This is a genomic window from Rhizobium sp. BK591 (assembly GCF_014195045.1).
In the GTDB taxonomy this organism is placed as follows: Bacteria; Pseudomonadota; Alphaproteobacteria; order Rhizobiales; family Rhizobiaceae; genus Rhizobium; species Rhizobium anhuiense.
Map to the genome: position 1 here is coordinate 398,163 of NZ_JACIAZ010000004.1, position 25,298 is coordinate 423,460.

At 61.6% G+C, this 25,298-nt stretch carries 25 protein-coding genes; 15 read left to right on the forward strand and 10 right to left on the reverse strand.

The features are described from left to right. Nucleotides 1-113: 113 nt before the first annotated feature. Nucleotides 114-995 (forward strand): aldo/keto reductase, encoded by an 882-nt coding sequence (locus FHX10_RS20135; RefSeq protein ID WP_028755438.1) that lies wholly within the window; start codon nucleotides 114-116, stop codon nucleotides 993-995. A gap of 503 nt (nucleotides 996-1,498) precedes the next feature. Here FHX10_RS20135 and FHX10_RS20140 read toward each other — a convergent pair. After that, complete coding sequence (locus FHX10_RS20140; protein ID WP_028755437.1) at nucleotides 1,499-1,882, reverse strand: hypothetical protein; 384 nt, start codon at nucleotides 1,880-1,882, stop codon at nucleotides 1,499-1,501. Nucleotides 1,883-2,090: 208 nt separating this feature from the next. On the opposite strand from FHX10_RS20140, the gene FHX10_RS20145 reads away from it, so the two are divergent. The 3 genes from FHX10_RS20145 to FHX10_RS20155 all read left to right on the forward strand — a co-directional run bounded on the left by FHX10_RS20145 (nucleotide 2,091) and on the right by FHX10_RS20155 (nucleotide 5,796). Then, nucleotides 2,091-3,368, forward strand: coding sequence for an alpha/beta hydrolase (locus FHX10_RS20145; protein ID WP_184390100.1), 1,278 nt, complete (start codon nucleotides 2,091-2,093; stop codon nucleotides 3,366-3,368). 79 nt (nucleotides 3,369-3,447) lie between these two features. Beyond that, entirely contained in the window at nucleotides 3,448-4,698 is a 1,251-nt protein-coding gene (locus tag FHX10_RS20150; protein WP_063474769.1) for an NAD(P)/FAD-dependent oxidoreductase, read from the forward strand. A 60-nt stretch (nucleotides 4,699-4,758) separates the two neighbouring features. Next, nucleotides 4,759-5,796, forward strand: coding sequence for a 4-hydroxyproline epimerase (locus tag FHX10_RS20155; protein WP_028756127.1), 1,038 nt, complete (start codon nucleotides 4,759-4,761; stop codon nucleotides 5,794-5,796). 42 nt (nucleotides 5,797-5,838) lie between these two features. Here the strand turns inward: FHX10_RS20155 and FHX10_RS20160 are convergent, their stop codons facing one another. The 4 genes from FHX10_RS20160 to FHX10_RS20175 form a co-directional block, all read right to left on the reverse strand. Next, nucleotides 5,839-6,219 (reverse strand): TfoX/Sxy family protein, encoded by a 381-nt coding sequence (locus FHX10_RS20160; protein ID WP_028756128.1) that lies wholly within the window; start codon nucleotides 6,217-6,219, stop codon nucleotides 5,839-5,841. Continuing rightward, a complete protein-coding gene (locus FHX10_RS20165) occupies nucleotides 6,212-6,574 on the reverse strand; it encodes a nuclear transport factor 2 family protein (protein ID WP_028756129.1) in 363 nt (120 codons plus the stop codon). Before FHX10_RS20165 ends, FHX10_RS20160 begins: the two co-directional genes overlap by 8 nt. After that, entirely contained in the window at nucleotides 6,571-7,152 is a 582-nt protein-coding gene (locus FHX10_RS20170) for a TetR/AcrR family transcriptional regulator (RefSeq protein ID WP_028756130.1), read from the reverse strand. The genes FHX10_RS20165 and FHX10_RS20170 overlap by 4 nt, the downstream gene beginning before the upstream one ends. A 389-nt stretch (nucleotides 7,153-7,541) precedes the next feature. Beyond that, nucleotides 7,542-8,210, reverse strand: a complete 669-nt coding sequence (locus tag FHX10_RS20175; protein WP_028756131.1) for a TetR/AcrR family transcriptional regulator — start codon at nucleotides 8,208-8,210, stop codon at nucleotides 7,542-7,544. 81 nt (nucleotides 8,211-8,291) lie between these two features. Between FHX10_RS20175 and FHX10_RS20180 the strand changes: the two genes are divergently transcribed. Continuing rightward, nucleotides 8,292-9,032, forward strand: coding sequence for an SDR family NAD(P)-dependent oxidoreductase (locus tag FHX10_RS20180; RefSeq protein ID WP_028756132.1), 741 nt, complete (start codon nucleotides 8,292-8,294; stop codon nucleotides 9,030-9,032). A gap of 289 nt (nucleotides 9,033-9,321) precedes the next feature. Next, complete coding sequence (locus FHX10_RS20185) at nucleotides 9,322-9,738, forward strand: GFA family protein (protein ID WP_082849692.1); 417 nt, start codon at nucleotides 9,322-9,324, stop codon at nucleotides 9,736-9,738. Between the two features lie 14 nt (nucleotides 9,739-9,752). Here the strand turns inward: FHX10_RS20185 and FHX10_RS20190 are convergent, their stop codons facing one another. The 3 genes from FHX10_RS20190 to FHX10_RS20200 all read right to left on the reverse strand — a co-directional run bounded on the left by FHX10_RS20190 (nucleotide 9,753) and on the right by FHX10_RS20200 (nucleotide 15,075). Further along, nucleotides 9,753-11,300, reverse strand: coding sequence for a putative bifunctional diguanylate cyclase/phosphodiesterase (locus FHX10_RS20190; RefSeq protein WP_028756133.1), 1,548 nt, complete (start codon nucleotides 11,298-11,300; stop codon nucleotides 9,753-9,755). Between the two features lie 460 nt (nucleotides 11,301-11,760). Then, entirely contained in the window at nucleotides 11,761-13,194 is a 1,434-nt protein-coding gene (locus tag FHX10_RS20195; RefSeq protein WP_028756134.1) for a hypothetical protein, read from the reverse strand. A gap of 348 nt (nucleotides 13,195-13,542) precedes the next feature. Next, nucleotides 13,543-15,075: a winged helix-turn-helix domain-containing protein gene (locus FHX10_RS20200; protein ID WP_028756135.1), complete on the reverse strand. Its 1,533-nt coding sequence runs from the start codon at nucleotides 15,073-15,075 to the stop codon at nucleotides 13,543-13,545. Nucleotides 15,076-15,192: 117 nt separating this feature from the next. Between FHX10_RS20200 and FHX10_RS20205 the strand changes: the two genes are divergently transcribed. Together FHX10_RS20205 and FHX10_RS20210 are read left to right on the forward strand one after the other, a co-directional pair. Beyond that, nucleotides 15,193-15,627: a cupin domain-containing protein gene (locus FHX10_RS20205; RefSeq protein WP_028756136.1), complete on the forward strand. Its 435-nt coding sequence runs from the start codon at nucleotides 15,193-15,195 to the stop codon at nucleotides 15,625-15,627. A gap of 19 nt (nucleotides 15,628-15,646) precedes the next feature. Beyond that, nucleotides 15,647-16,129, forward strand: a complete 483-nt coding sequence (locus FHX10_RS20210; RefSeq protein ID WP_028756137.1) for a RidA family protein — start codon at nucleotides 15,647-15,649, stop codon at nucleotides 16,127-16,129. A gap of 3 nt (nucleotides 16,130-16,132) precedes the next feature. On the opposite strand, the gene FHX10_RS20215 is transcribed toward FHX10_RS20210, so the two are convergent. After that, nucleotides 16,133-16,609 (reverse strand): RbsD/FucU family protein, encoded by a 477-nt coding sequence (locus FHX10_RS20215; protein ID WP_028756138.1) that lies wholly within the window; start codon nucleotides 16,607-16,609, stop codon nucleotides 16,133-16,135. Then, complete coding sequence (locus tag FHX10_RS20220) at nucleotides 16,593-17,840, reverse strand: ROK family transcriptional regulator (protein ID WP_063474768.1); 1,248 nt, start codon at nucleotides 17,838-17,840, stop codon at nucleotides 16,593-16,595. The genes FHX10_RS20215 and FHX10_RS20220 overlap by 17 nt, the downstream gene beginning before the upstream one ends. A gap of 228 nt (nucleotides 17,841-18,068) precedes the next feature. Here FHX10_RS20220 and FHX10_RS20225 point away from each other — a divergent pair, with 228 nt between their 5' ends. The 7 genes from FHX10_RS20225 (at nucleotide 18,069) to FHX10_RS20255 (ending at nucleotide 25,064) form a co-directional block, all read left to right on the forward strand. Beyond that, the gene (locus FHX10_RS20225) at nucleotides 18,069-19,088 is read left to right on the forward strand and encodes a sugar ABC transporter substrate-binding protein (protein WP_028756641.1); all 1,020 of its coding nucleotides are present in this window, start codon (nucleotides 18,069-18,071) and stop codon (nucleotides 19,086-19,088) included. Nucleotides 19,089-19,243: 155 nt separating this feature from the next. Beyond that, nucleotides 19,244-20,308, forward strand: coding sequence for an ABC transporter permease (locus FHX10_RS20230; RefSeq protein ID WP_028756640.1), 1,065 nt, complete (start codon nucleotides 19,244-19,246; stop codon nucleotides 20,306-20,308). 2 nt (nucleotides 20,309-20,310) lie between these two features. Continuing rightward, nucleotides 20,311-21,093 (forward strand): ATP-binding cassette domain-containing protein, encoded by a 783-nt coding sequence (locus FHX10_RS20235; protein ID WP_028756639.1) that lies wholly within the window; start codon nucleotides 20,311-20,313, stop codon nucleotides 21,091-21,093. After that, nucleotides 21,090-21,722 carry a nucleoside triphosphate hydrolase gene (locus tag FHX10_RS20240; RefSeq protein WP_028756638.1) on the forward strand — a complete coding sequence of 211 codons (633 nt, stop codon included), beginning with the start codon at nucleotides 21,090-21,092 and terminating at the stop codon, nucleotides 21,720-21,722. The genes FHX10_RS20235 and FHX10_RS20240 overlap by 4 nt, the downstream gene beginning before the upstream one ends. 211 nt (nucleotides 21,723-21,933) lie before the next feature. Beyond that, on the forward strand, nucleotides 21,934-22,971 hold the full coding sequence (gene pyrC, locus FHX10_RS20245) for a dihydroorotase (protein WP_063474766.1): 1,038 nt from the start codon (nucleotides 21,934-21,936) through the stop codon (nucleotides 22,969-22,971). 185 nt (nucleotides 22,972-23,156) lie between these two features. After that, the gene (locus FHX10_RS20250) at nucleotides 23,157-24,326 is read left to right on the forward strand and encodes a GGDEF domain-containing protein (RefSeq protein WP_048338238.1); all 1,170 of its coding nucleotides are present in this window, start codon (nucleotides 23,157-23,159) and stop codon (nucleotides 24,324-24,326) included. A 204-nt stretch (nucleotides 24,327-24,530) separates the two neighbouring features. Continuing rightward, nucleotides 24,531-25,064 (forward strand): glyoxalase superfamily protein, encoded by a 534-nt coding sequence (locus tag FHX10_RS20255; RefSeq protein ID WP_048338239.1) that lies wholly within the window; start codon nucleotides 24,531-24,533, stop codon nucleotides 25,062-25,064. Nucleotides 25,065-25,298 lie beyond the last annotated feature (234 nt).

The window sequence follows — 25,298 nt, forward strand, 5'->3', positions numbered from 1 at the left end:
CGGCATTCCTTTCGATCAGGGCGCATTCGCGCTCGAAGGCATCCCAAAAGCCCAGGCATCTCCGACCGTTTCATCGACTTTCAGTGATCTATTGACCCAAGAGAGGAAAGACCATGTCCAGTTACAACGCAGCCAAGTCAGGCACCTTCAAGATCGGCGGCGAGATCGAGGTCAACCGTCTCGGATACGGCGCCATGCGCGTGACCGGTGACGGAATCTGGGGCGAGCCCGCCGATCATGCCGAATCTATCCGCACGCTGAAGCGGCTGCCGGAGCTTGGCGTCAACTTCATCGATACGGCCGATTCCTACGGCCCCGATATTTCCGAATGGCTGATCAAGGAGGCACTGCATCCCTATGCCGCCAAGTCCGTCGTCGCCACCAAGGGCGGGCTCACCCGCCACGGCCCGAACATCTGGCTGCCCGTCGGACGTCCGGAATATCTGATCCAGCAGGCGCATAAGAGCCTGCGTAATCTCGGTGTCGAGCAGATCGATCTCTGGCAGTTGCACCGCATCGATCCGAAAGTGCCGGCCAAGGAACAGTTCGACGCGATCAAATCGCTGCTCGATGCCGGCCTCATCCGCCATGCGGGGCTGAGCGAAGTGTCGGTTGCCGACATCGAAGCGGCGTCGAAGCACTTCAAGGTCGCGACCGTCCAGAACCGCTACAATCTCGTCGACCGCACCAGCGAGGACGTGCTCGATTATTGCGCCAAGCACAATATCGGTTTCATCCCGTGGTATCCGCTCGCCGCCGGCGATCTCGCCAAGCCGGGTTCGCTGCTCGATACGATCGCCAGAAAGCACAATGCCGCCCCCAGCCAGATCGCGCTCGCCTGGGTGCTGAAGCGCAGCCCGGTCATGCTGCCGATCCCCGGCACCTCAAAGGTCAAGCATCTCGAGGAAAACGTTGCGGCGGTTGATATCACGCTGTCGGACGAGGAATTCGCGGCTCTCGATGCCGAGGGTCGGAGGGTGTTCAAGGCGGCTTGATTTGCACCCGGTGGCTGCCCCTCACCGTAACCCTCTCCCCGTAAAAACGGGGCGAGGGGACCTGCCATGCGAGAGCCGAGGTGGGAATGGAGAGGGCGCGGCATATCCCCTTCGCCCCGTTTGCGGAGGTCCGAAGGACGGGTCGAGACCAGTGGCTCGAACCCGGTCGGTGCCGGCAGGCGGATGAGGGTCCAGCCTCGCCGATCTCCCAGGCCGCAATTTTCGGCAGAATTTTGACCACATGGTCAAACATGCCGTAAAATGAGGCGTTGGCCTGTTATTTTAGAGGCAAGCCATGCGCTGATTGCATTGCTGCATTGCGGTATTTTCGCTATTCCCGATCAAAAGAATTGGGTATTACTATCTTCGTAAGCAGCGCACTCCTCCTCCCAGCGCTCTTACATCGGACTGACAACACTCCTCCTCCCAGTTGTCAGTCAGGATCAAGAGCCCGGCGCACCTCCTCCCGCGTCGGGCTTTTTTCGTTTCCCCATCGAAATCGATCAATTGCCGATCCGTGCCACGCCGGTCCTGCCGTTATCCCGGGTCCATTTGACCTTGTTGGCGCCAGTGCGTTCGAGTGCGAAGCACATCGGCCTGCCCTTGTTCCAGCTCTGGAATTTCTGGCAGAGGCGGTTGGCGTCGATCCACCATCTGCCGCTATCGCTGGGCTTGAAATAGCGGCCGAGACCGATCGCCTTGCCGTTGCCGTCGACCTTGCCGGAGGAGCGGAAGATCAGCGGCAGTTCGCCGCCGAGCGGGGTGGAGAGGTAGACCGTCCTGCCGATGATATCGCGGCGGATCTCGGCCTCGCCGAGCGTCTCGGTCGAGCCGAGAGACGGCATCAGCACCAACGTCGATAAGCATGTGATCCCGAGCAATTTCATCACCGTGATCCATCGATTGAATGCGATCGGGAAAAACGCCGTGGACGGCAGAAAGTTCAAGAGCAATCCCGCAAAACTGCGCCGCGGTCCGGGTCCGGGATTGCGCAAACAAAAGGCTTCCAGCCCGCGCGGTTTGACTCGGCAAGCCTCGTCGGACTATTTGAACGGGCGCCGCCTGTCCGGTGCGTGAACCGATTGGAGTTTGGTCATGATCGGCAAAAGGCGCGGCTCGCGTGCGGCTCTGACAGGTCTTCTGGTGGCAATCATGGCGCTTTCCGGCTGCGGCGGCAGGCCGGTCGGTGTCATGCAGGCGGCCGGCAGCGTGCCGCCGGGCACCTCGAAGGTCGATCTGCTCGTCGCGACGACGCGGGCTGCCGATGACAATCCCGCCGTGCTGTTCTCCGGCGAACGCGGCACCGGGCTCGCCGTCAATGCCGTCGACGTCTCCATTCCGCCGGACGTCAATCGCAAGGTCGGCCAGGTGCAATGGCCAAATCGGCTGCCGGCCGATCCGCTGCGCGATTTCGTCACCGTTTCCGTCGATCCGCTGGAAGGCGAGCGGGCAGGCGAGACCTGGCTGAAGAGCCACATGCCGAAGAGCCGGCGGGTGCTGGTCTTCGTCCACGGCTTCAACAATCGTTATGAGGACGCCGTCTACCGCTTCGCACAGATCGTCCATGATTCGCATGCCGACGTCGCGCCGGTCGTCTTCACCTGGCCGTCACGCGCCAGCATCTTCGATTATAATTACGACAAGGAAAGCACCAATTATTCCCGCGACGCGCTGGAGGAGCTGCTGACCCGCACCGCCGCCAATCCCGCTGTCAGCGACGTCACCATCATGGCCCATTCGATGGGCACGTGGCTCACCGTCGAGGCGCTGCGGCAGATGGCGATCCGCAACGGTCACGTCGCTTCGAAGATCAACAATGTCATCCTCGCTTCGCCCGATCTCGATGTCGACGTCTTCGGCCGCCAGTTCGCAAGCCTCGGCAAGGACAAGCCGCACTTCACCATCTTCGTCTCGCAGGACGACAGGGCTCTGGCGCTGTCGCGGCGCATCTCCGGCAATGTCGATCGCCTCGGCCAGATCGATCCCTCCGCCGAGCCCTATCGCAGCAAGCTCGAGGCGGCCGGCATCACCGTGCTCGATCTCACCAAGCTCAAGGGCGGCGACCGGCTGAACCACGGCAAGTTCGCCGAAAGCCCCGAAGTGGTGAAGCTGATCGGCGACCGGCTGATTGCCGGCCAGACGATCACCGATTCCAATGTCGGGCTCGGCGAAGCCGTCGGCGCGGTGGCGATGGGCGCTGCCCAGACCGCCGGAAGTGCCGTCAGCGTCGCCGTCAGCACGCCGATCGCCATCTTCGACCCGCGCACCCGGCGCAACTACGACGCCCAGCTGAAACGTCTCGGCCAGTCGATGAACAATACCGTCGGTTCGGTCGGCGACAGCGTCGGTGCCGGTCTCCCCGAAAGCCAGTAAAAATTCCATAGGCATCATCGAAGATCTGATATATCAGAGTCGCGACGGCAATCCTGTCTGCCGTGCGATGGGTTGATTCATGGCGGATGAGACGAAGAAGAGCGTGGTTGTCGTCGGCGCGGGCGTGATCGGCGCCTCGATCGCCTTCGAGCTGCAGCGGCGTGGTTTGCAGGTGACGCTGATCGACAAGGGCGAGCCGGGACGCGGCACCTCTTTCGGCAATATGGCGAGCATCGCGCTGGATTTTGCCGCCGGTTCCGGCCCCTCGACCTGGAAGAAGATCCCCGGCTGGCTGCTCGATCCGGAAGGCCCGGTCTGGCTGCGGCCCTCCTATGCGGCAAAAATGCTGCCCTGGTTCCTACGCTTCCTCGCCGCCGGCCGGCCGTCGCGGCTCCGAGCGATCGAGGATGCCGGCATGAGCCTGTCGCACCGGGCGCTCGGCGATTTCAAGGAAATGCTGTCGGCGATCGGCGCGCCCGAGCTGATGACCGAAGAGGGCTGCCTGGCGATCTACGAGACCGAGGCGGAATTTACCGCCGATCGCGCGCATCTCGCCATGATGCAGCGCTACGGTCTCGAATTCGAGGTGTTGAGCAACGGCGCCATCCAATATTACGAACCCGCACTATCACCGGCGATCGCCAAAGCCGTGCTGCTCCCCGACAATAAGTCGATCCGCGATCCCTACAGGCTGGTGGTCAAACTGACCGACGCCGCCCTGGCCGCCGGTGCTGCCTTCGTTTCCGGCGGGGTGAGGAATATCGAGCGCCGGGGCGATGGCACATCAGTCATTCTCCTCGAGGATGGCAGGCGCATCGAAGCCGGTTCGGTTGTGCTTGCCGCCGGCGTCCACACCCGTTTCCTCGCCGCAAAGCTCGGCGAGCCGATCCCGCTCGAAACCGAACGCGGCTATCACACCCAGATCATGAAGCCCGGCATCTCCATGCGCTATTCGGTGATCTGGCCGCATCGCGCCTTCATGGTGACGCCGACGGCGGGCGGCATCCGGGTCGGCGGCAATGTCGAACTCGCCGGTCTCGACGCGGCTCCGGATTTCCGCCGCCCCCGGGTGCTGGTGCGCCATGCCCAGCGTGCGCTGCCCGGCCTGAAGGTCGAGGAGGCGACGGAATGGATGGGTCATCGCCCGGCGCTGCCCGATACGATCCCGATCATTTCGCCGTCCTCGAAGATGCCGGGTGTTTTCTATGCGACCGGCCACGGCCATCTCGGCCTGACCCTTTCGGCAACGACAGCGCTTGTGATCGCCGATATGGTGACCGGGGCGAAACCATCCGTCGATTTGACCCCGTTCCGCATAGACCGGTATTAACTTGGAACGATCCGCGTCGATGGCGGCGTCACCCGTCACGTCCGAACTGGAGTTTTCGATATGAGATGGAAGCGCACAATCCAGCTGCTGGATGTCCATGCCGAGGGCGAAATCGGCCGCGTGGCGATCGGCGGCGTGCCGAAAATCCCGGGCGACACCATCGCCGCCCAGCTGCATTGGCTGAACACCGATCCGAAGGGCGATGAGCTTCGCCGCTTCCTCTGCCTGGAGCCGCGCGGCGCGCCGATCGGCTCGGTCAATCTGTTGCTGCCGGCGCGGCATCCTGACGCGGATGCCGCCTTCGTCATCCTGCAGCCCGACCAGGCGCATGCGAGCTCCGGCTCGAATTCGATCTGCGTCACCACCGCCCTGCTCGAATCCGGCATCGTCGAGATGCAGGAGCCGGAAACGATCGTCACGCTCGAAACCGCCGCCGGCCTCGTCAAGGCGACGGCAACCTGCCGCGACGGGCGCTGCGAGAAGGTCAAGCTCACCATGGTGCCCTCCTTCGTGCATGAGCTCGATGTCGGCGTCGACACGCCGCATTGGGGAAGGATCAAGGCCGATATCTGCTATGGCGGCATCTTCTATGCGCTTGTTGATGTCGGCCAGATCGGCCTGACGATCGAAAAGGCCAATGCCGCCGGCCTCGTCCAGGCCGGCATGATCCTCAAGGAACTGATCAACCGCGACATCAAGGTCGTCCATCCCGAGATCCCGGCAATCTCCGGTGTCGCCTATGTCATGTTCCGCGATACCGAAGCCGACGGCACGGTGCGCACCTGCACCACCATGTGGCCCGGCCGGGCCGACCGCTCGCCCTGCGGCACCGGCAATTCCGCCAATCTCGCCACCCTTTATGCCCGCGGCAAAGCCAAGGTCGGCGACACCTTCACCTCGAAATCGATCATCGGCTCGGAATTTGAGGTCGGGCTACAGGCGGTGACCGAGGTGGCTGGCCGCCCGGCCGTCATCCCCACCATCACCGGCCGCGGCTTCACCTTCGGCCTGACCCAGGTGGCCCTCGACCCCTTCGACCCGCATCCGAACGGCTTCGCCCTGACGGATGTGTGGGGACCCTCGGCGGGAGAGATTTGACGCTCAGGCTCGATCCCGCGAAGGCCGGGCCTGGCATCGGCATTAGCCAGATGGGTTGAAAGCGAGCATCGTGTCGGAGAGTTTGTGGCCGGCCGTGGGCGTAGCGTGCAATGCCCGCTGCGAGTACGCGTGCAGCAATGCGGGATCATCGATCACATGGGCCGGGACTGCGTAGTAGCGGCGAACCGTCACCTCTCTGCCGGCCGCTCGGTAGCTGAACGGTTCGGAACCATCGGCCTCGAACTCCGCGCGCATCGCATCGTCGACGCGGAGATACAACATGCCCTTCATGACGAATCCGAATTGCGCGCCGTTTCGGACCAGAGCGGATCCGCCGAAGAAGCGTCGGACATCGATGGAGCCGGCTGGAGCGATCTGGCCCGCAAAGTCGAGCGCCAGCCTGCGTGTCGCCTCGCTACTCATGCGGCTGTGGCGCCAGAGGATCGAAGAAGCCGGTGATCGCGCCGAGCCGGCCATCGGAAATCACTCCGAAGCTGGTGCCCGTCTGCAAGACCATGTCGTCTTCCCGGCGCAGTGCCCAGCGTGCCAGCGAACGTTCATTATGATGGAGAACGCTCAATATCTTGAACCGGCCTCCCGGTACGCTCTCCTGAAATCCGGCCATGTAAGCCGAGAGACCGGTTCGTCCCGCGATCGCTCCATTCGGATCGCAATAGGTCACATCGTCAGCGAGGCAAGCCAGCATTTCCGGCTCGCGAGCGGCAGCATCCAGCGACCAGATGGCTGCATATCGATTCCATAGCGCCTCAGGTGTCATGACAGCGTCTCCAGTTGATTGAATTCGTCTTCTATTGCCTGCCGCAGGCCGGTCTTGTCTTCGCCGCCGCGAATGAGCACGAGGAGGCCCTGATAGAGGGCAAGAAGGCGGATGGCTGTCCTCGTCGCCTTGGCGCCATCGGCATCCCGAGCGAAGGTCGACGCCTCGGTAAGCCTCGCGCCGAATGTGGTGCGGAGGAGTCCGAGCGCGGCCTCGACACGGGGATGCGGTTGGACACCACCGCCGAATTCCACCGCCGTGTTTGTGATCAGGCAGCCGAGGGAGCCGTCGTCGGGCTCATGCAGGAGTGAAAGGAACAGTTGGCGCAAGCCTTGAAGTCCGCTCCCTGGCGGCGCATATCGCGCGATCCGCCCTTCCAGGACAATCCGGTGGTAGTGTCCGAACGCGGCGTCGAAGAGGCCGGCCTTGTCGCCGAAGGAGTGATAGATGCTGCCGCCTTTGAGGCCCGTCGCCTCCTCGAGGTCCCGGATTGATGCGCCTTGATAGCCCTGCTTGCGAAAGATGTGCATCGCCCCCGTCAGCACCGCCTCCTCATCGAATTCCCGCGTCCGGCCCATAGTCGCTCCGATTCTTTATTGCTCATTCTAGAATGGCTGATAAAGAATGCAAAAGCAACCGCCTCCCGTGACTTTCCGGAAAATCCCGCCAGATCGACCTCGGTCGAGCCAGGCGATTCCGCGGGATTGGAATGTGCCGGGGAGCGGCTCAGGACTTCGTATGAAATTTGGCGTGAGAAGAGACTGCCTCGTCTCAGCCTAGAGCAATTCCGGGAAAAGTGCGAAGCGGTTTTCCGTCCGGAATTGTGTAAAAACAAAAAGTTAGAGCGGTTCTGCGTTTCCATGAGAAGGTGAACCGCTCTAGCGCTGATGAAGTGGTCGCCCGAAGCTTCCGAGACGATTGACCAAGGTGACACATGAGCATCCACGCAGCGATATTTGAAACGCGATCAGCCTTGCCCGCGTTCGGCATCCGCGGTTCGAGTGTCCCAACCCAGCATGGCCAACTCGGCGACTGCCTCCAGTTCGCTACGGCTCGCTCCGTCACGGGCCAGGATCGACATGCCGTTCTGAACGGTCTGGATGAAGCGGGCGAGCGCATGGACGTCGGTCGAGACCGGAATTTCGCCTTCTGATATCGCCTGGTTCAGGCGCAGCTTCAGGCGGTCGAGCGTCACGGTGCGGGCGGCTCGCACGAGTTCGCCGAGTTCCACATAGCCCTCACTGCCGACCGAAGACAGCGTCACCATGCAGCCGCGGGGAATATCCACGACACAGCCGGTCAGGACAGCGGCCGAATCCATCAGAAGCGACTTGACCGCTTCGCGGGCCGTGCCCGCCGAAAAGAAGCCTGCCCAGACCAGCGCCTCGTTGTCCTCGCGATAGTGGCGCAACGCTTCGGCATAGAGCGCCTCCTTCGAGCCGAATGCGGCGTAGAGACTCGGCGATCCGATCCCCATCGCCTCGGTGAGGTCGGCGATTGAGGTCGCCTCGAAGCCCTTGATCCAAAACAGACGGGTCGCCTGGGCGAGGGCTGCTTCCCGATCGAACGCCCGCGGCCGTCCGCGGCTGCGGGCAGGGCTGTCATCGACTTTCCGGTTCTCATCCGATTTCTGCATCGATCATTATATAAACCCGTTGACACCTCGCGGCAATGCGCCTAGCTATTTATGTATCGATCATTACAGAAAGAGAAGATCATGACAGAACTGGCTGGTAAGCGTGCCCTCGTCACTGGTGGTTCGCGTGGGATCGGCGCCGCCATCGCATTGGCGCTTGCCGACAAAGGCGCTGATGTCGCCATCACCTATGAGCGTTCGGCCGATCGCGCCGCCGAAGTCGTCCGGGCGATCGAGCACAAGGGCCGCAAGGCGCTTGCCATCCAGGCCGACAGTGCCGATCCGGCGGCCGTGAAGCGTTCGGTCGACGAGGCCGCCCAGGCGCTTGGCGGTCTCGACATTCTCGTCAACAATGCCGCAATCGCGCTTTACGGTGCGATTGCCGACGTCAGCGTCGAGCACATCGATGCGCTGCTGGATGTCAATGTGCGATCGCCTTTGCTCGCTTCGCAGGCCGCCATTCCCTATCTGCAGGCGGGAGGCCGAGTCATCACGATCGGCTCGGCCGGTGCCGAACGCATCGTCGGTGACACCGGTACGGTCTATTTCATGACAAAATCCGCGCTTCACTCGTTTACCCGCGGCCTCGCTCGGGAACTGGGATCTCGCGATATCACCGTAAACCTGGTCCAGCCGGGCTCGACCGACACCGATATGAATCCCGCCGATGGCGACTTCGCCGACTTCCAGCGTGCGCTGATCCCACTTGGTCGTTACGGCAAGCCGCAAGATGTGGCGGCGGCTGTGGCTTTCCTCGCGAGCCCGGCTGCAAGGCACATCACGGGAACCATTCTCACGGTGGACGGCGGCTTGAACACCTGACCTTGTCGCGGCACTCCAATTGTCTTCATCCTGCGGCGCGCAGCCCGCAGGGCGAAGCCTCGAAGGACACGCCGCGACGCTGCTCCTTGCATAGATTCAACGACGGAATGCCCGACCTCGCATCCGCCAAGAATAGGCACGCGCTTGAAAACTCCCAGGTCCTGTCATAACCTGTTTGAGCAAAGATTGCTGTATTGATCGGCCACATCAGTGGCGACTGCAGCACTGCCAGGCGTATTGCCCTGGTGCCAAGCTTTGCCGATTATCCCAAAATATCCGGAGATTCCGAATGACCCGTGCGCAATGTAGTTGCGGTGGACTCACCGTTACACTCTCGCAGCAGGCAAGATTGGTCGTTGCATGTCATTGTTTCGATTGCCAGCGCAGAACTGGCAGTCCATTCGGCGTCGGTGCGTTTTATCCCTCGGACTCCGTCGCCGTTTCGGGAAGCCAGCGTGAATTTAACCGGACAGCCGCAAGCGGTGGAAAGATCCGCAACTATTTTTGCCCGAACTGCGGGTCTACGGTCTATTGGAGGGCCGACAACCTGCCAGGTTTTACCGGTGTTGCCATCGGTGCGTTGGCAGACCCGCGATCTCCGGCTCCTGCCCTGTCCATCTTTGAACAATCAAAACATCACTGGCTTCATATCGACGGCGCCGTAGAGCATTTCCAACAAAGCAGCGCGACAAAGAATTCCAAGTAAGACCCGTCGACCCGTCAGCGCCGTTGCGAAAGTCTGGCGCTGACATGGTCTGCGGCGAGCATCTCGGCCGGGGCTGGCCTGCCGAGCAGATAACCCTGGCCGATGTCGCAGCCCAAATCCTGAAGCCGCTGAAGCTGGCTCTCCTCTTCGATGCCTTCGGCGGTGATCGTCACGCCAAGCCCGGCGCCGAGAGCGATGATCGCCTTGATCACCTTGTCCTGCTTGTCGTTGGTTTCGAATGAAGCGACGAAACTCCTGTCGATCTTGATCTTGTCGAACCGGTAGTTGGAGAGCTGCGAGAGGCTGGAATAGCCTGTTCCAAAGTCGTCGAGAGCGATCCTGACGCCGGCGTTCACCAGATCGTCGAGCACGATACGTGCCGTGACGGCGTCCTGGATGATGGCGCTTTCGGTCACTTCGAGCTCGACCCTGTGCGCCGGCAGACCGACATCGCCCAATATCTTGAGAATTCGGAGGCCCAGCAACCGGTCGCTCAACTGGATCGGGGAAAGGTTGAACGACAAGACGAGCTCGCTTGGCCAGGAAAGCGCATCGGTGCAGGCGCGGCGAAGCAGTTGGTCGGTCAATTCGACGATCAGTCCGGCTTCCTCCGCCACGGGAATGAATTCGTTCGGCGGGATGAATTCGCCGGAAGCGGTCTTCCAGCGTGCCAGTGCCTCGAAACCGATAATCTTGTTGGTCTTCAGGTCCACGAGCGGTTGATAGTAGGGAACGATCTCAGCCTTCCTGATGGCGGCTCTCAGATCGGCTTCCACCCGAATCCGTTTCGCCAACTCTTCCTGCATCGAAGGCACGAAGGGCTTCACCAGATCGCGCCCCTGCTTTTTGGCGACATACATCGCGCAGTCCGAATGTCGGATGACCTGGCTGAGGTCATCACCGTTCTCCGGATAAAGCGCGAAGCCGACACTGGCGCCGAGGTCGACGGCGACGCCATTGAATGTGAAGGGCTTGCCGATCACGCTCACGATGCGGTTCCCCAAGGCGGCAAGATCGGGATTTCCCGTGCGCCGCGCCAGAACGACAAACTCGTCTCCACCAAGGCGGAAGACATGCTCACGCGGAAAGAGGGAGGAGAGCCGTTGCGCAACGGCCTTCAGCACCGCATCACCGTGATCGTGCCCCAAGAGGTCATTGATCTTCTTGAAGCCGTCGAGATCGATGCTGAACACGGCATAGGTCTCTTGTGCCCTCTGATCGCTCATCGACTGCGCGCAGACGGATTCCAGAAATCTGCGGTTCGGCAGTTCGGTCAGCGTGTCGTGACAGGCAATCCAGTCCACGTTCTTTTCGGCCTGCAGCCTGCGACGAACCTCCCTCGAGAGATCACGGATCCGCAGTGCGGAATAGATCAGCCCGAGAAACCCGGAGATATTCAGGGCAAGGAGCGCGTGGTCCAGCGGATAGTCATGATGCTTCTCGATGAACGCATCCAGCCCCTCATGCCAGTGGAAGAACCACGACAGGCAGAAGAGAAGCAGGAAGACCGCGAGCCAGACAAGGATCTCCACCTGGGGTCTGGTCGGTTGGACGCGAGGCATATGAACAGGCTCCTGTTGTGCGAAGAGCCCTCATGGCCAGTTTGGAGAACCGCATCGTCTCCGACATGTTTCAATCAACAGCCGGCACGGCTGCTGCTCGTGTCACCGGATACCGGCGACCAATGGGCAACTTCACGGCATCGGCGTCCTGTCCGTGATTGAAGACCGCCACAACTCATTCGGGCGGAATTAAGAAAGTCGGGCAATACCGTCGTTGATAAAGCCGCACAGGTCCGTAAGTCGTTTGTGACCCTTGAAAGTTAATGGCGGGTTGCATTGAAGAAGGGGCGGGCGATTCGATGCGTGAAACGGATATTTCTCCCGCAAATCGGATGAGGCTTTACCAGGCCGGGAAACTCCCGCTTGACGACTTTGATTAATCAGCCGCTTCCACGATGCATTACCTCGCTTCAACGGAAACCATGAATTAGACATCGGCGCCTTTTCATAGGCCGGATTGTCAAGGCAATTTCGATTGGTGGAGCGAGGTGAGTTGGGCTTTTGCTTCAGCGAGGACGTTGTTCGTCATTCGAAGGTAGAGTGATGTGCCCGTCTGTTCGAATAGCGGCTTGACGCCTTCAGCTAAATTGACCGCCTCGTCCAACATCGCGATCCTCTCGTTTTTCGGAACCGAAGGAAGCTCTGCCTTTGCATAGTGCTGCAGGGTCCGCGCAAGTTTCATATTCATATAGGCGGAAGCGTCTTGCGAATTCTGCTTTTCCGTTATCGCGTATGCGTCACGATGAAGCTTCAACGCTTTCTGAAATCCAGCTTCCTGCTGGCTCAGTTCGGCTAGGAGTAGCGTGTCATCGCCAAGGTTCGCCATGTTTTCCCAGCTGGGGCCGTCCTTGTCTAATTTTCTGGCTATTTCAAATGCCTGACTATTGAATTTTACAGCCTTTTCAGCGTCTGTGCGCTGCTGGGTATCCGATGCGATGCGTCCGTATGCTGTGCCAAGTTTGCTATAGATGTATCGCAATTCACGTTCATCGGTGCTGTTTTCAAATTTGCTCAGCCACTCCTCCAGCGGCTTCACACCCCGCCTGGCGTGAGCGCTTCCGTTTCCTGGATTGAGCTCATTGGCATAGCCCAGCGTTGCAGAAAAGTCCTCAGCAAAGTCGAGCTCCGCTTCTTTGTCTGGATCTTTGATGCCTTTGTGTTCACGTTCCAATAGTTCTGCAGAACGCAACAGCAGGGTCTCGTTGGATTTCCAGCGCCCAAGCTCTTCCAGAGCCTTGGGCATTCCGCTTGGTACGAACCTATCGCAGTCGGTCCGACCGGCAAGCGGGCACAGGGCCAACAGCGCTTCACCAGATTCAGCTTTCATGGCAGAGCCAAACAGGAAGGGTGGATAATAACCGGTAGAGGCACCGCTCGCATTATTTGCGATCCAAAGGCTATCGAGAGCAGAGAAGGCTTCTTTCGCAGCATCCGGCGCAGCCGCATCCAGTGCGGCTCTCAGCATCGAGATTGCCAGGACAGCGCGCCTGTTTCGATCGGTTTCGTTGTCGGAAAGAGAATAAGTATACTCCTCGTCCGCGTCGCCAAGGATCATGGCCAACCAGATACGTTTTTGGCTTATCTCAGCTGCGCTGCCCGTTGAAATGTTGCCGCAGGCGTCTAGAAGCTCTTCTGCGGCATCCGCATTGGATTTTGTCATTTCCTGTAGTTCGATGCAGAGGTCGGCATCTCCGGCATAGGAGAATTTGTCTAGCAAGGGCGTCGCAATATGCGCCTCGCGCCCTGAAGCATCCTTGTAGATCCTGGAAGGCGGCGTTTCGCTCGCCGGTGGGATGCCGTCTGGCTTGATAGGGGTAGACAATCGAGTTTCTGTCGGGAGCGCCATGTAGGCGGCGGCAACGAGCACGCAAGCAATCACCAGGCGCTCCTTCATTTGATTTTCCCAAACCAGTTCGACGCACACAGATGATCGATCAATCGACACTCCCGGATTCCACATGTCTTACGGCGTTGAGCGCTTGACACCCAACCGCTTCATCACCCGGTAGATCGTCGTCCGCGATAGGGCGCGAGGCGCTGCACGGAAAGAGATCAGACAACACTATTGCAGATCCAGGTTGTGAAAGTCTAACTTTTGTTTGAGGTTTTGCGACTGAGCGACGGCTAATGAAGCCGATCCCGACTGGAATTTCCCATCACCGAACGGCGGTTTTCACCCGACCGTAGAAATCCTCAGGCTTCTTCGGCGCCGATCCTGAGCGGCCTTTGCCAACCGGTCGTTCTAAAGTTCCGCCTCTCGCAGCAGCTCGTCCAGGCGGGTGGCCCATTCCTTGTTGCCATCTCTGAAAGGACCAAGCGCATCGCCGGCAGCTTCGGGAAAGTCGCTGGCCGCCGTAGCAAAGCGGCGAGCCTGCTCACGATGTCCCGCGGCCGCATGGCAACACGCCTGAATGCGCAGAAGCGCCGGCCAGTCAGGCCGCGCCTTTAACGCCGTACGCCCCGTTTCGAGCGCGCTCTCCACGTCGCCCGAAAACAACAATGCAAGCATCAAGAGGCCGAACCAAACCCCATTCTGCGGATCATGGGGGTTGAGTTCGAGGCCGCGAGCCAGGGGCTTGCGCGCACCGGCGGCATCACCCGAAAAAAGACGGGCCATGCCGAGGACGAGATAGCCCAACGCGAAACTCGAACCGAGTTCGATGGACCGTTCCGCTGCGAGGATCGCCTGGTCAGCCCTGCCTGTATAGGCCGACACAATCGCCAGCGCATAGTGCGAATACGGGTTTCGCGCGTCGAGATAGATCGCGCGCAGCGCCGCATCCAAACCCTCCTTCCCGTCCGCGGCGGGGTTATCGGTCCAGCCGTAGGCAATGAGGCCCGCATTGACCCGCGCCCGCCAGATCTGCGCCTCCGGCAGCAGGGGATCGAGCTCCGTGGCCTCGCGGAAAAATCGCCGGGCCATGAGGTGGGTGGACTGCGTGACCTTGTGGAAATGGAATGTGCCTTGCCGGACAAGATCCCAGGCAGTGATGTTGCCGGTGTGCGGAGCGACCTGAAGCCCATGGCGCAACAGCAGCTCGGGCTCGACCGCCGCTGCAATCCGTTCGGCGATGGCGTCTTGCACCGCAAATACCTCGGCCACCTGAAGATCGTAATGTTCGGACCAGACGGTGGCGCCTTTCGCGACGTCGGCGAGGTGCACCGATATTCGTATCCGATCGCCGGCATGCCGAACAGCTCCATCCACCAGAAAATCGACGCCAAGTTCGTGCGCGATAGATTGCTGATCGCTCGAGCCATTCCTCCTTGTGAAACTCGCCCCACGTGACGCGACGCGGAACCATCTGAACCGGACGAGCGCCATGATCAGGTCGTCGGTGATGCCGTCGGCCAGATACTGTCTTTCAGCATCGCCGCCGAGATTCTCGAACGGCAGTACCGCAATCGCCGGGATCGAACTGGTCTGCGCATGCCATCCGCTATCGGCTGCATCGGTCCGGCTCTCCACCGGACCGGAGAATCTGTAGCCGACCCGCGGAACCGTGACGATCCATCCGCTGCCGTCTGATGCGGGGCCGAGCAGCTTGCGAAGGGCGGCAATCTGAACGGAAAGATTGCTTTCCTCGACGGCCAATCCCGGCCACGCGGCATCCATCAAGGCCGACTTGGAGACGACACCCCCCTGTGCCGAAAGCAGAACGGCAAGCAGCGAAGCACCTCGGGCGCCGATAGCGACAGGCCTATTGTCGCGAAACAGGCATCCGTTCTCGGCAATGAACTCGAAGTGGCCGAAGGCAAGGTGCTGGGTGTTCATGGCCGGGAATGATACCGCGATTTCGCAGCTTTTCGGAAACTTTTCGGCCCCGCTTCAGGACTTGCGCCGGCTGAACGCGCAGTCTGCTCCAGTGCAGCGGTTGAAGTGGTGAAAGCGATGAAGAACGAAGCAACGCAACCGAAAAATCCGCATCTGTTAGCCGCGAAAGTCGTACGCGGGAGCGGCAGCCATGTCGCCGAGCAGGGGTCTGTCTATCGCTCGGGCGTCTCGGCGGAAAGCGTCGGATCAACCATGCTGTGGCTCGGGACGATTTCGCTACCCGCAGGCAGACGAACCAGGGCCCATCGCCATGAGGGACACGAGACGGCCCTTCTCATGACCGCGGGTCACGAGATCGAGATCTGGTCGGGGTCGAGGCTCGAACAGTGCGAATTGGTCCACGCCGGCGACTATCTTTTCATTCCGGCCGGCGTTCCCCATGTGGCCGTCAATCGCTGCACCGAAAACGCCGAGTTCCTCGGTGCCCGCAATGACCCCGCCGCCAACGAGAGCGTCGTTCTGATGCCGGAGCTCGATGACATCCTACCTTGATCATGCCGGGAGGTGCACCATGGCCATCATCGAACAACGTCTGGCCGACATGGGTCTGGAATTGCCCGAGCCTTTGAAAGTTCGCGAAGGGCTGCGAATGCCCTTCGTCTGGGTTCGGGTTCGCGGCAACCGCGCCTACATTTCCGGTCACGTCGCGTGCAACCGCGATGGGACATTGGCAGCCCCGCTTGGCAAGGTCGGAGCGGAGGTCTCGCCAGAGCAGGGTTACGCGTCGGCCCGGCTCGTTGCCCTGGCCCACCTCGCCAGCCTCAAACGTGCTATCGGAGACCTTGATCGGGTCACGGCTTGGCTGCGCGTCTTCGCCATGGTGAATGTTGCTCCGAGTTTTAATGAGACGCCGCTGGTCACAAACGGCTATTCCGATCTGATACTGGAGCTGTACGGGCCAAACATTGGCGCCCACGCCCGCTCGTCCATCGGCATGGCCATCCCTTTAAATGCGCCCGTAAACTGCGAAGCGGAAGTCGAAATTGACGGGTGACCGCTAGAAGACGAACGGATCCACCCCGGCCGCCGCCTTGGCACCCGCCTCCCTCGGATAAATCACCCCCTTGCGCAAGATGATATTGGCATAGAGCCTCGGCTCGCCGGTCTGGATCACCGCATGAGCGGTTTTCACCCGACCGTAGAAATCCTGGCCGATCAGCGGCACCACCTGCCGGTGCGGCTCGTGGTGGGCGCAGCAGTCGATCATCTCCTCATGCACGGGGTCGAGCTTGTCGCGCTCGGCCTTGACGGTCGAGCGGAAGATCGCCTCGGGAACGAAATCGTCGATCGGCAGCACGCTGAGCACGGCGTTGAGCACCGGGATGAGGTGGTGGCCGTCGAGCCGGATCAGCCGGCGTGCATGTTCGACGCCCGGATAATTGCCGTCGACGATGGCGATCTCGTCGCCGTGACCCATGGCGCGAAGCGTAAAAAGCAGCTCCGGGCTCAATAGCGGATCAAGTCCTTTCAGCATGGTCTACCTCCTTGAAGAGTACGTTCTGGTCGGTGAGGTAACGCGCGAAGATCGGCAGGCTGGCGCCGCCGATGGCGCGCGCCTGGGCGCCGACCGCGCCCTCGATGATTTCGGGCATGACGACGCCCTGCAGGTCGAGCTTGGCGGCTTCGTCGATGGTGGCCTGCACCACGCGGCTGCGCACCCAGCCGGGAAAGCCGCCGTCGATGACGGCCGCGCTGAAATCGAGGATCGAGGCGGCCGCGACGATCGCCTGTGCCAGCGCCTTGGCGCTATCCTGGATCCAGCTTTCCATCGGCTCGCCGAAATCCACCCAGTCGTCGGCCGAATACCAGAGCGGCTCGGGATCGATGCCGCGCTCGCGCAGCATGTTTTCGAGCACGAAGATCGAGGCGATCTCGAGCAGCTGCTTGGTCTCGCCATTCTTGCCGCGCACGGGCAGCGGCCCGATCGCGCCCGCCGTGCCGGTGCGGCCGGAAAAGATCGCCGAGTTCAGGACGATGCCGCCGCCGATGAAGGAGCCGATGAAGAAATAGACGAAATCGGGATAGGACGGCCCGACGCCGAAGACGAGTTCGGCGCCGCAGGCGCTGGTCGCATCGTTCTGCATGAAGACAGGGTGGGCGACGCGTTCGGCGATGTCGGCCTGCAGGTCGATATCCCGCCAGACCTCCATGGCACCCGGCGGCGCCCCCACCTCTTCGGCCCAGTTCCAGAGCTCGAAAGGCGCGGCGATGCCGAGGCCGGCAATGCGGCCGCGCTGCTTGTCCTCGAGCCGGTCTTCGAGTTCGCGGATGCCCGATGTGACGAAGGCGAGGATTTCATGCGGCAGCGGATAGGCATAGGTCCTATGCAACTGCATGCGAATGCGGCCGACGAAATCCATCAGCACCAGATCGGCGCTGCGCCGGCCCATCTTCAGGCCGAAGGAATAGACGGCGTCGGGATTGAGATGCATCGGGATCGACGGCTGGCCGACACGGCCGCGCACCGGTTCCCCGCGCGACAGCAGCCCTTCCTTCTCCAGGACCCGCATGATGACGGAGACGGTCTGCGCCGACAGGCCGCTGCGGCGTGCGATATCGGCCTTCGACAGCGCGCCGTAGAGACGCACCAGCGACAGCACGAGCCGTTCGTTATAGGCCCGCACCCTGACCTGGTTCGCACCTCCGGCCGGATTCAGAATTGGTGGCGGGACCGGTATATTCGCCGGTCCATCCAAGGACGACATGGCCGCTCCTCCCGATTGTTGGCCTATGCCCTAATTCGATTGAGCATGCCACATCGAATTAATAATTCAATTGGATTTATTTATTGACAAGCCGATTTCTTTTCGCTCTTAATTGCCGTCGTCAAGGGCACGGGACCGCTGGGAGGCATTAGCGATCCACGGCGAAGTGTCATATCTTAAGATTCCGGCCCCGCAGGGGCGGCGCCGGCAAACTCTGGGAGGAGTTCCATGAAGAAATCTGTTCTCGCTTTCGGCGCGCTCGCGCTTGGTGTCACTTTTTCCGCTCCTGTCATGGCGGCTGACGTTGCTGCCTGCCTGATCACCAAGACCGACACCAACCCCTTCTTCGTCAAGATGAAGGAAGGTGCGACGGCCAAGGCCAAGGAACTCGGCGTGTCGCTGAAGTCCTATGCCGGCAAGATCGACGGTGACAGCGAAAGCCAGGTCGCCGCCATCGAAAGCTGCATCGCCGACGGCGCCAAGGGCATCCTGCTCACCGCTTCCGACACCAAGGGCATCGTCTCGTCGGTCAAGAAGGCGCGTGATGCCGGCCTGCTGGTCATCGCGCTCGACACGCCGCTCGAGCCGGCCGATGCCGCCGACGCCACCTTCGCCACCGACAATCTGCTCGCCGGCAAGCTGATCGGCCAGTGGGCCAAGGAAACGCTGGGCGACAAGGCCAAGGACGCCAAGGTCGGCTTCCTCGACCTGACCCCGTCGCAGCCGACGGTCGACGTTCTGCGCGACCAGGGCTTCATGATCGGCTTCGGCATCGACCCGAAGAACCCGGACAAGATCGGCGACGAAGATGACAAGCGCATCGTCGGCCATGACGTGACCAACGGCAATGAAGAAGGCGGCCGCAAGGCCATGGAAAACCTTCTCCAGAAGGATCCTGGCATCAACGTCATCCACACGATCAACGAACCGGCCGCTGTCGGCGCCTATCAGGCGCTGAAGGCTGTCGGCATGGAAAAGAACGTGCTGATCGTATCGGTCGACGGCGGTTGCCCGGGTGTGAAGTCGGTCAAGGAAGGCGTCATCGGCGCCACCTCGCAGCAATATCCGCTGCTGATGGCGTCGCTCGGTATCGAGGCGATCAAGAAGTTCGCCGATAGCGGTGAAAAGCCGAAGCCGACCGAAGGCAAGTCCTTCTTCGACACCGGCGTTTCGCTCGTCACCGACAAGCCGGTCTCCGGCGTCAAGTCGATCGACACCAAGGAAGGCACCGACAAGTGCTGGGGCTGAGCCCGCTTTATTGAAAGCAGACCGGCCGGGGCTTGATCCCCGGCCGTTTTCGACGGACGATGTGCCGTCGCCTCACGAACCGGCTAAGCAAAGACCGGAAGGATATCGGTGACGGCCCCCGCGCGAGTTCGGCGCGCGGATGCGGAGGAGGAACCATGACCGGAACACAGGAATTCGAACGCGTTCTCGACGGCAGCGACAAGAGCGTTGCCTCCTTCGAGCACCAGGACGTCTCGCTGATCAAGCGCGCCCAGCATTTTCTGCACTCGACGCCGGCCGCCGTGCCGCTGATCGTGCTGGTGCTGGCAATCATCATCTTCGGCATCGCCATCGGCGGACGGTTCTTCTCGTCCTACACGCTGACGCTGATCCTGCAGCAGATCGCCATCGTCGGTATTCTCGGCGCCGCCCAGACGCTGGTGATCCTGACTGCCGGTATCGATCTTTCGATCGGCGTCATCATGGTGATCTCGGCCGTCATCATGGGCAATGTCGCCATCACCTACGGCATACCGACACCGATCGCGGTCGCAGCCGGCATGCTTGTCGGCGGCCTGTGCGGATTGCTGAACGGCTTCCTCGTCGCCTACATGAAACTGCCGCCGTTCATCGTCACGCTCGGCACCTGGAATATCGTCATGGCGACGAATTTCATCTATTCCGCCAATGAGACGATCCGCGACACCGACGTCGACGAACAGGCGCCGCTGCTGCATCTTTTCGCCATGAGCTTCAAAGCCGGCACCGCCGTGCTGACCCTCGGCGTCATCGCCATGGTGCTGCTCGTCCTGCTGCTCTGGTATGTGCTCAATCACACCGCCTGGGGCCGGCATGTCTATGCGGTCGGCGACGATCCGGAAGCGGCCAAGCTCTCCGGCATCCAGACCAAGAAGGTGCTGCTTACCGTCTATACGATTTCGGGCGTCATCGCCGCCTTCGCCGCCTGGGTCTCGATCGGCCGCAACGGCTCGATCTCGCCGTCCTCGGCGGTCACCGACTATAACCTCCAGGCGATCACCGCGACCGTGATCGGCGGCATCTCGCTCTTCGGCGGCCGCGGCTCCATTCTCGGCACGCTGTTCGGCGCGATGATCGTCGGCGTCGTGTCGATGGGCCTCAATATGCTCGGCGCCGACCCGCAATGGAAAGTCCTCTTGACGGGCGTGCTGATCATCGCCGCCGTCGCCATCGATCAGTGGATCAGAAAGGTTTCGGTGTAATCATGGCTCGCGAACCCCTTCTCACCGCCCGCGGTCTCGTCAAGCGCTACGGCCGCGTGACCGCCCTCGACAATGCCGATTTCGACCTCTATCCGGGTGAAATCCTCGCCGTCATCGGCGATAACGGCGCCGGCAAGTCCTCGCTGATCAAGGCGATCTCGGGCGCCGTCACCCCGGACGAGGGGGTGATCACGCTCGAAGGCCGGCAGGTGCAGTTCCGCTCGCCGATGGAAGCGCGCGAGGCCGGCATCGAGACCGTCTATCAGAACCTCGCTCTGTCGCCGGCGCTGTCGATCGCCGACAACATGTTCCTCGGCCGCGAGATCCGCAAACCGGGCATGCTCGGCTCGATGTTCCGCATGCTCGACCGGCCGGCCATGGAGAAGCTCGCGCGCAACAAGCTGTCCGAACTCGGCCTGATGACCATCCAGAACATCAACCAGGCGGTGGAAACGCTCTCCGGCGGCCAGCGCCAGGGTGTCGCGGTCGCCCGCGCCGCCGCCTTCGGCTCGAAGGTCATCATCATGGACGAACCGACGGCAGCCCTTGGCGTCAAGGAAAGCCGCCGCGTGCTGGAACTGATCCTCGACGTCAGAGCCCGCGGCCTGCCGATCGTGCTGATCTCCCACAACATGCCGCATGTGTTCGAGGTGGCCGACCGGATCCATATCCACCGCCTCGGCCGGCGTCTCACGGTGATCGATCCGAAGGAATACACCATGTCCGACGCCGTCGCCTTCATGACCGGCGCCAAGGCGGTGCCGACGGAGACCGTCGCGGCATGACGGCACGCATCGACGAAATCGCCGGCGCAGTTCTTGACCGCGCCGGCAACTCCAGGCGTTTCCTGGTCGCCATCGCCGGGCCGCCGGGTGCCGGCAAATCGACCATGGCCGACAATCTGGCCAACGCCCTGAAGGCGAAAGGCGAGCGTGTCGCGGTGCTGCCCATGGATGGTTTCCACATGGACAATGCCATTCTCATCGAACGCGGCCTGCTTGCCCGCAAGGGCATTCCGGAAACCTTCGATGTGCGCGGCTTCCTGGATATCGTCCGCGCGGTTCGCCCCGCAGATCAGGAAGTCCTCGTCCCGGTCTTCGATCGCTCGCGCGAGCTTGCGATTGCCTCTGCCCGCCCGATCTCTCCCGAGGATCGTTTCATCATCATCGAGGGCAATTATCTGCTCTTCACGCAGGGCAAATGGGCTGAACTCGACGGCATCTTCGACTACACGATCATGCTCGCCCCGCCGATCGAGGTGCTGGAAGAGCGCCTTTGGGATCGCTGGCGCGGTTATAAGCTGACCGAGGAAGCCGCCAGCGCCAAGGTCTACGGCAACGACCTGCCGAACGGCCGGCTGATCCTCGAAAACCGCCGCCCGGCCGATGTGACGCTGGAGATCGCGCTGGCGTGACGCCGTGCGGCATGCATGGAAAAAGAGCGAAAGCGCATCGCATGAATCAATTTCAATGCGAGGCGCTAATGCATGTCGCCCGGAAGTGTGCTGCGGTTCAGGGGTAACGACATGCATGGAAAAAGAGCGAAAGCGCGTCGCATGATTCAATTTCAATGCGACGCGCTTTAGTGCTATCGAGGCCGCAGACGCATCGCTTCGGAGGCCTGCCATGCAATCGATCACCATCCGCCGTCCTGACGACTGGCACCTGCATCTGCGCGATGGCGCCATGCTGGAAGGCGTGATCGCCGATACGAGCCGCACCTTCGCCCGCGCCATCATCATGCCCAATCTCGTGCCGCCCGTTGTCACCACCACTGACGCCAGGGCCTATCGCGAGCGTATCCTCAAGGCGCTGCCGGACGGCCATCGCTTCCAGCCGCTGATGACACTTTACCTCACCGAGCATACCAGTCCCGATGACGTGGAGGAGGGGGCTGCGAGCGGCCTCATCACCGCCGTCAAGCTTTATCCCGCCGGCGCCACGACCAATTCGCATGGCGGCGTGCGCGATATGGAAAAGGCGATGCCGGTGCTGGAACGCATGGCGAAGATCGGCCTGCCGCTCTGCGTCCATGGCGAGGTGACGACGCCTGAGGTCGATATCTTCGATCGTGAGGCTGTCTTCATCGACACCGTGCTCGATCCGCTGCGGAAGCGTCTGCCGGAACTGAAGGTGACGATGGAGCATGTCACGACAGCAGATGGCGTCGATTACATCAAGGCCGCCAAATCAAATCTCGCCGGCTCGATCACCACCCATCACCTGATCATCAACCGCAACGCCATCCTGGTCGGCGGCATCCGCCCGCATTATTACTGCCTGCCGGTCGCCAAGCGCGAGAACCACCGGCTGGCCCTGCGTGCGGCCGCCGTAAGCGGTGACGCCCGCTTCTTCCTCGGCACCGATTCCGCCCCGCATGTCGATCCGCTGAAGGAATGCGCCTGCGGCTGCGCCGGCATTTACACCTCGGTCAATACGATGAGCTGCCTTGCCCATGTCTTCGAGCAGGAGGCCGCGCTGGAGCGGCTCGAAGCCTTCACCTCGCTGAACGGGCCGGCCTGGTACGGGCTTGCGCCGAACGAAGAGCGCATCACGCTCTCACGGCAGGCCGAGCCGGTCGCCTTTCCCGCGAAGATTGAAACCGGCGCCGGTCCGGTGACGGTGTTCGATCCGATGTTTCCCCTGCATTGGCAGGTGGTGTAGCAGGTATAGGTTTTCAGAATTCAATTTTAAATGGAATATTCATCTTAAGTTTCGGCGTGACGTTAAACGCGTAACATTTGCATTGTGCAGTGCATCATTTGTTAACGGATGCATAAGACATTCCTCGCTGCGAACCCCAGAAGCTGCCACATCCGGCACTGGAATAGCTGCGGAGACTGAAGAGCATGATGCTTGACTACAACTCCCTTTTGCTAGCGCTCGGCGTCTCCGCGGCGTGCCTTGCCGTGACACTGATGGGCAGCTGGATTGTCCGCCGGGCGGAAACGGTGCTGCTCACCGCCACCGTCGGCCTGGTCCTCGTCGTCAGCGGCATTTTTGTCTACAGCGCCTATGTCGATACGCCGGAGACATGGTTGGGCGTCGCCAACTTCGTGCTGTTTCATGCCGGTTTTGCTACCATCTGGGGGGCCGGCCGGCAGTTCCTCACCGGCCGTCCGTCCGTTCCGGCCATCGCGATCCGCGCCCTTGCGGCGATGGTCTTCTCCGTCGTGCCGATGCTGTTGGGTTATGACGGTCTCGCCTTCATCGCCGACAATATCGCCATTGCTCTTTTGCTCTTTGCCACCGCCCGGCAATATTGGCTCGCGCGCGCCGAGGCGCCGGCCCCGCTCCTCGGCATCACCGCGCTTTACACGCTGACCGCAATCTCCTTCGTCCTCTGCGCCGCCGTGCTGATCTCCGACGGAAAGCTGGTGCTCGGCAAGGCCCCCAGCAACTGGGCCGAAGATCTGAGTCTCGCCGTCTGCATCGCCGGCATGACCGGGATCGGCGCGCTGTCGCTGGCGCTGCATCAGTGGCGGCTCGCCGCTCGCCATCGCCTCGAGGCGATCACCGATCCGCTGACCGGCCTGCTCAACCGCCGCGCCCTGTTCGACGAGTACGGTACGCGCCCGATGGGCAACACCACCGCCGTCATCGTCTTCGATATCGATCATTTCAAATCCGTCAATGACCGCTTCGGCCATGCCGTGGGCGACAGCGTGATCAGGGCCTTCGCCGCCGAACTCGCCGCCCATTGCCGCGCCGGAGATATCGCCGCCCGGCTCGGCGGCGAGGAATTCGCGCTGGTGTTGAAGGAGATCATGCCCGGCCGGGCGGAATTGGCCGCCGAGCGCATCCGCCGCGCCTTCGAAGCGCGCGAGATCCAGATCGACAACGAAGTGCTGACATGCACGGTCAGCGTCGGCGTTGCGCCCGGCCGCTCGAACAGCCTGGATTTCGACGCCATGCTGAGTGCCGCCGACAAGGCGCTCTACGTCGCCAAGCGCGGCGGCCGCAACCGGGTCGAGCTTGCCGGCCACCTGCAGGCGATTCCCTCGCGCACCGCATCTTGATTCCTGACCGGTGCTTTCATAAAATCGACCTCGGCCGGATGCGGCCAGCCGCCCCGCGACGCTCGACGTTTGACACTTTGGCGTTATGGTGAATGCATCCAGAGAACATCCTTCACATCCCTTGCCGTTTGGCGATCGATGGCGAACGGGTCAGCAGACGCGGGCACTGATCTTCCTGTTTGCCGCCAACGGAAGGATGACATCATGCGCGATTTTCGCGATGCCAAGCTCATGGCAAAAACCTTGCGGCAGGCTCTCGCCGACCGCGACATTTCGCTGACCCACAGCGAGACTCTCGAAATCGTCGCCCGCCAGTTCGGGCTCGACCAATGGAACATCCTCTCGGCCAAGATCGATGCGGCGGGCGCTTCCTCGGCCATCGGCATCGAGCCGCCGATGCCGATCTTCCGGATCTTCTCGGTCGAGAAAGCGATGGAATTCTATTGCGGATTCCTCGGCTTTCATCTCGATTGGGAGCACCGTTTCGGCGAGAACTTCCCGCTCTATTGCCAAGTCTCGCGCGACGGCATGGCGCTGCATTTGAGCGAACATTCCGGCGACGCCAGCCCCGGCGCCAAAGCCTTCGTCCGTGTCGCCAATATCCGGGCCTACCACGCCGAACTCTCGGGCAAGGACTACCGCTACATGAAGCCCGGCGTCGAGGAAGCGCCGTGGGGATTGGAGATGACGGTCATCGATCCTTTCAGCAACCGCATTGCCTTTTGCGAGCAGAAGTAGACGAGGGGCGGCTTGGCTCCCTCCTCTCCCCAGCGGTGAGAAGGTGGCCCGAAGGGTCGGATGAGGGGGCGCACGGCACACCCTATATGTTGCCCTTCGCTTACGCTCCGTGCATTCGCGGCCTTGCCGCTCACCCCCTCAACCGCCTGCCGGCACCGACCGGGGTCGAGCCGCGGGTCTCGACCCGTCCTTCGGACCCCCGCCGGGGAGAAGGGACGTGTGGCAGACGCGCCG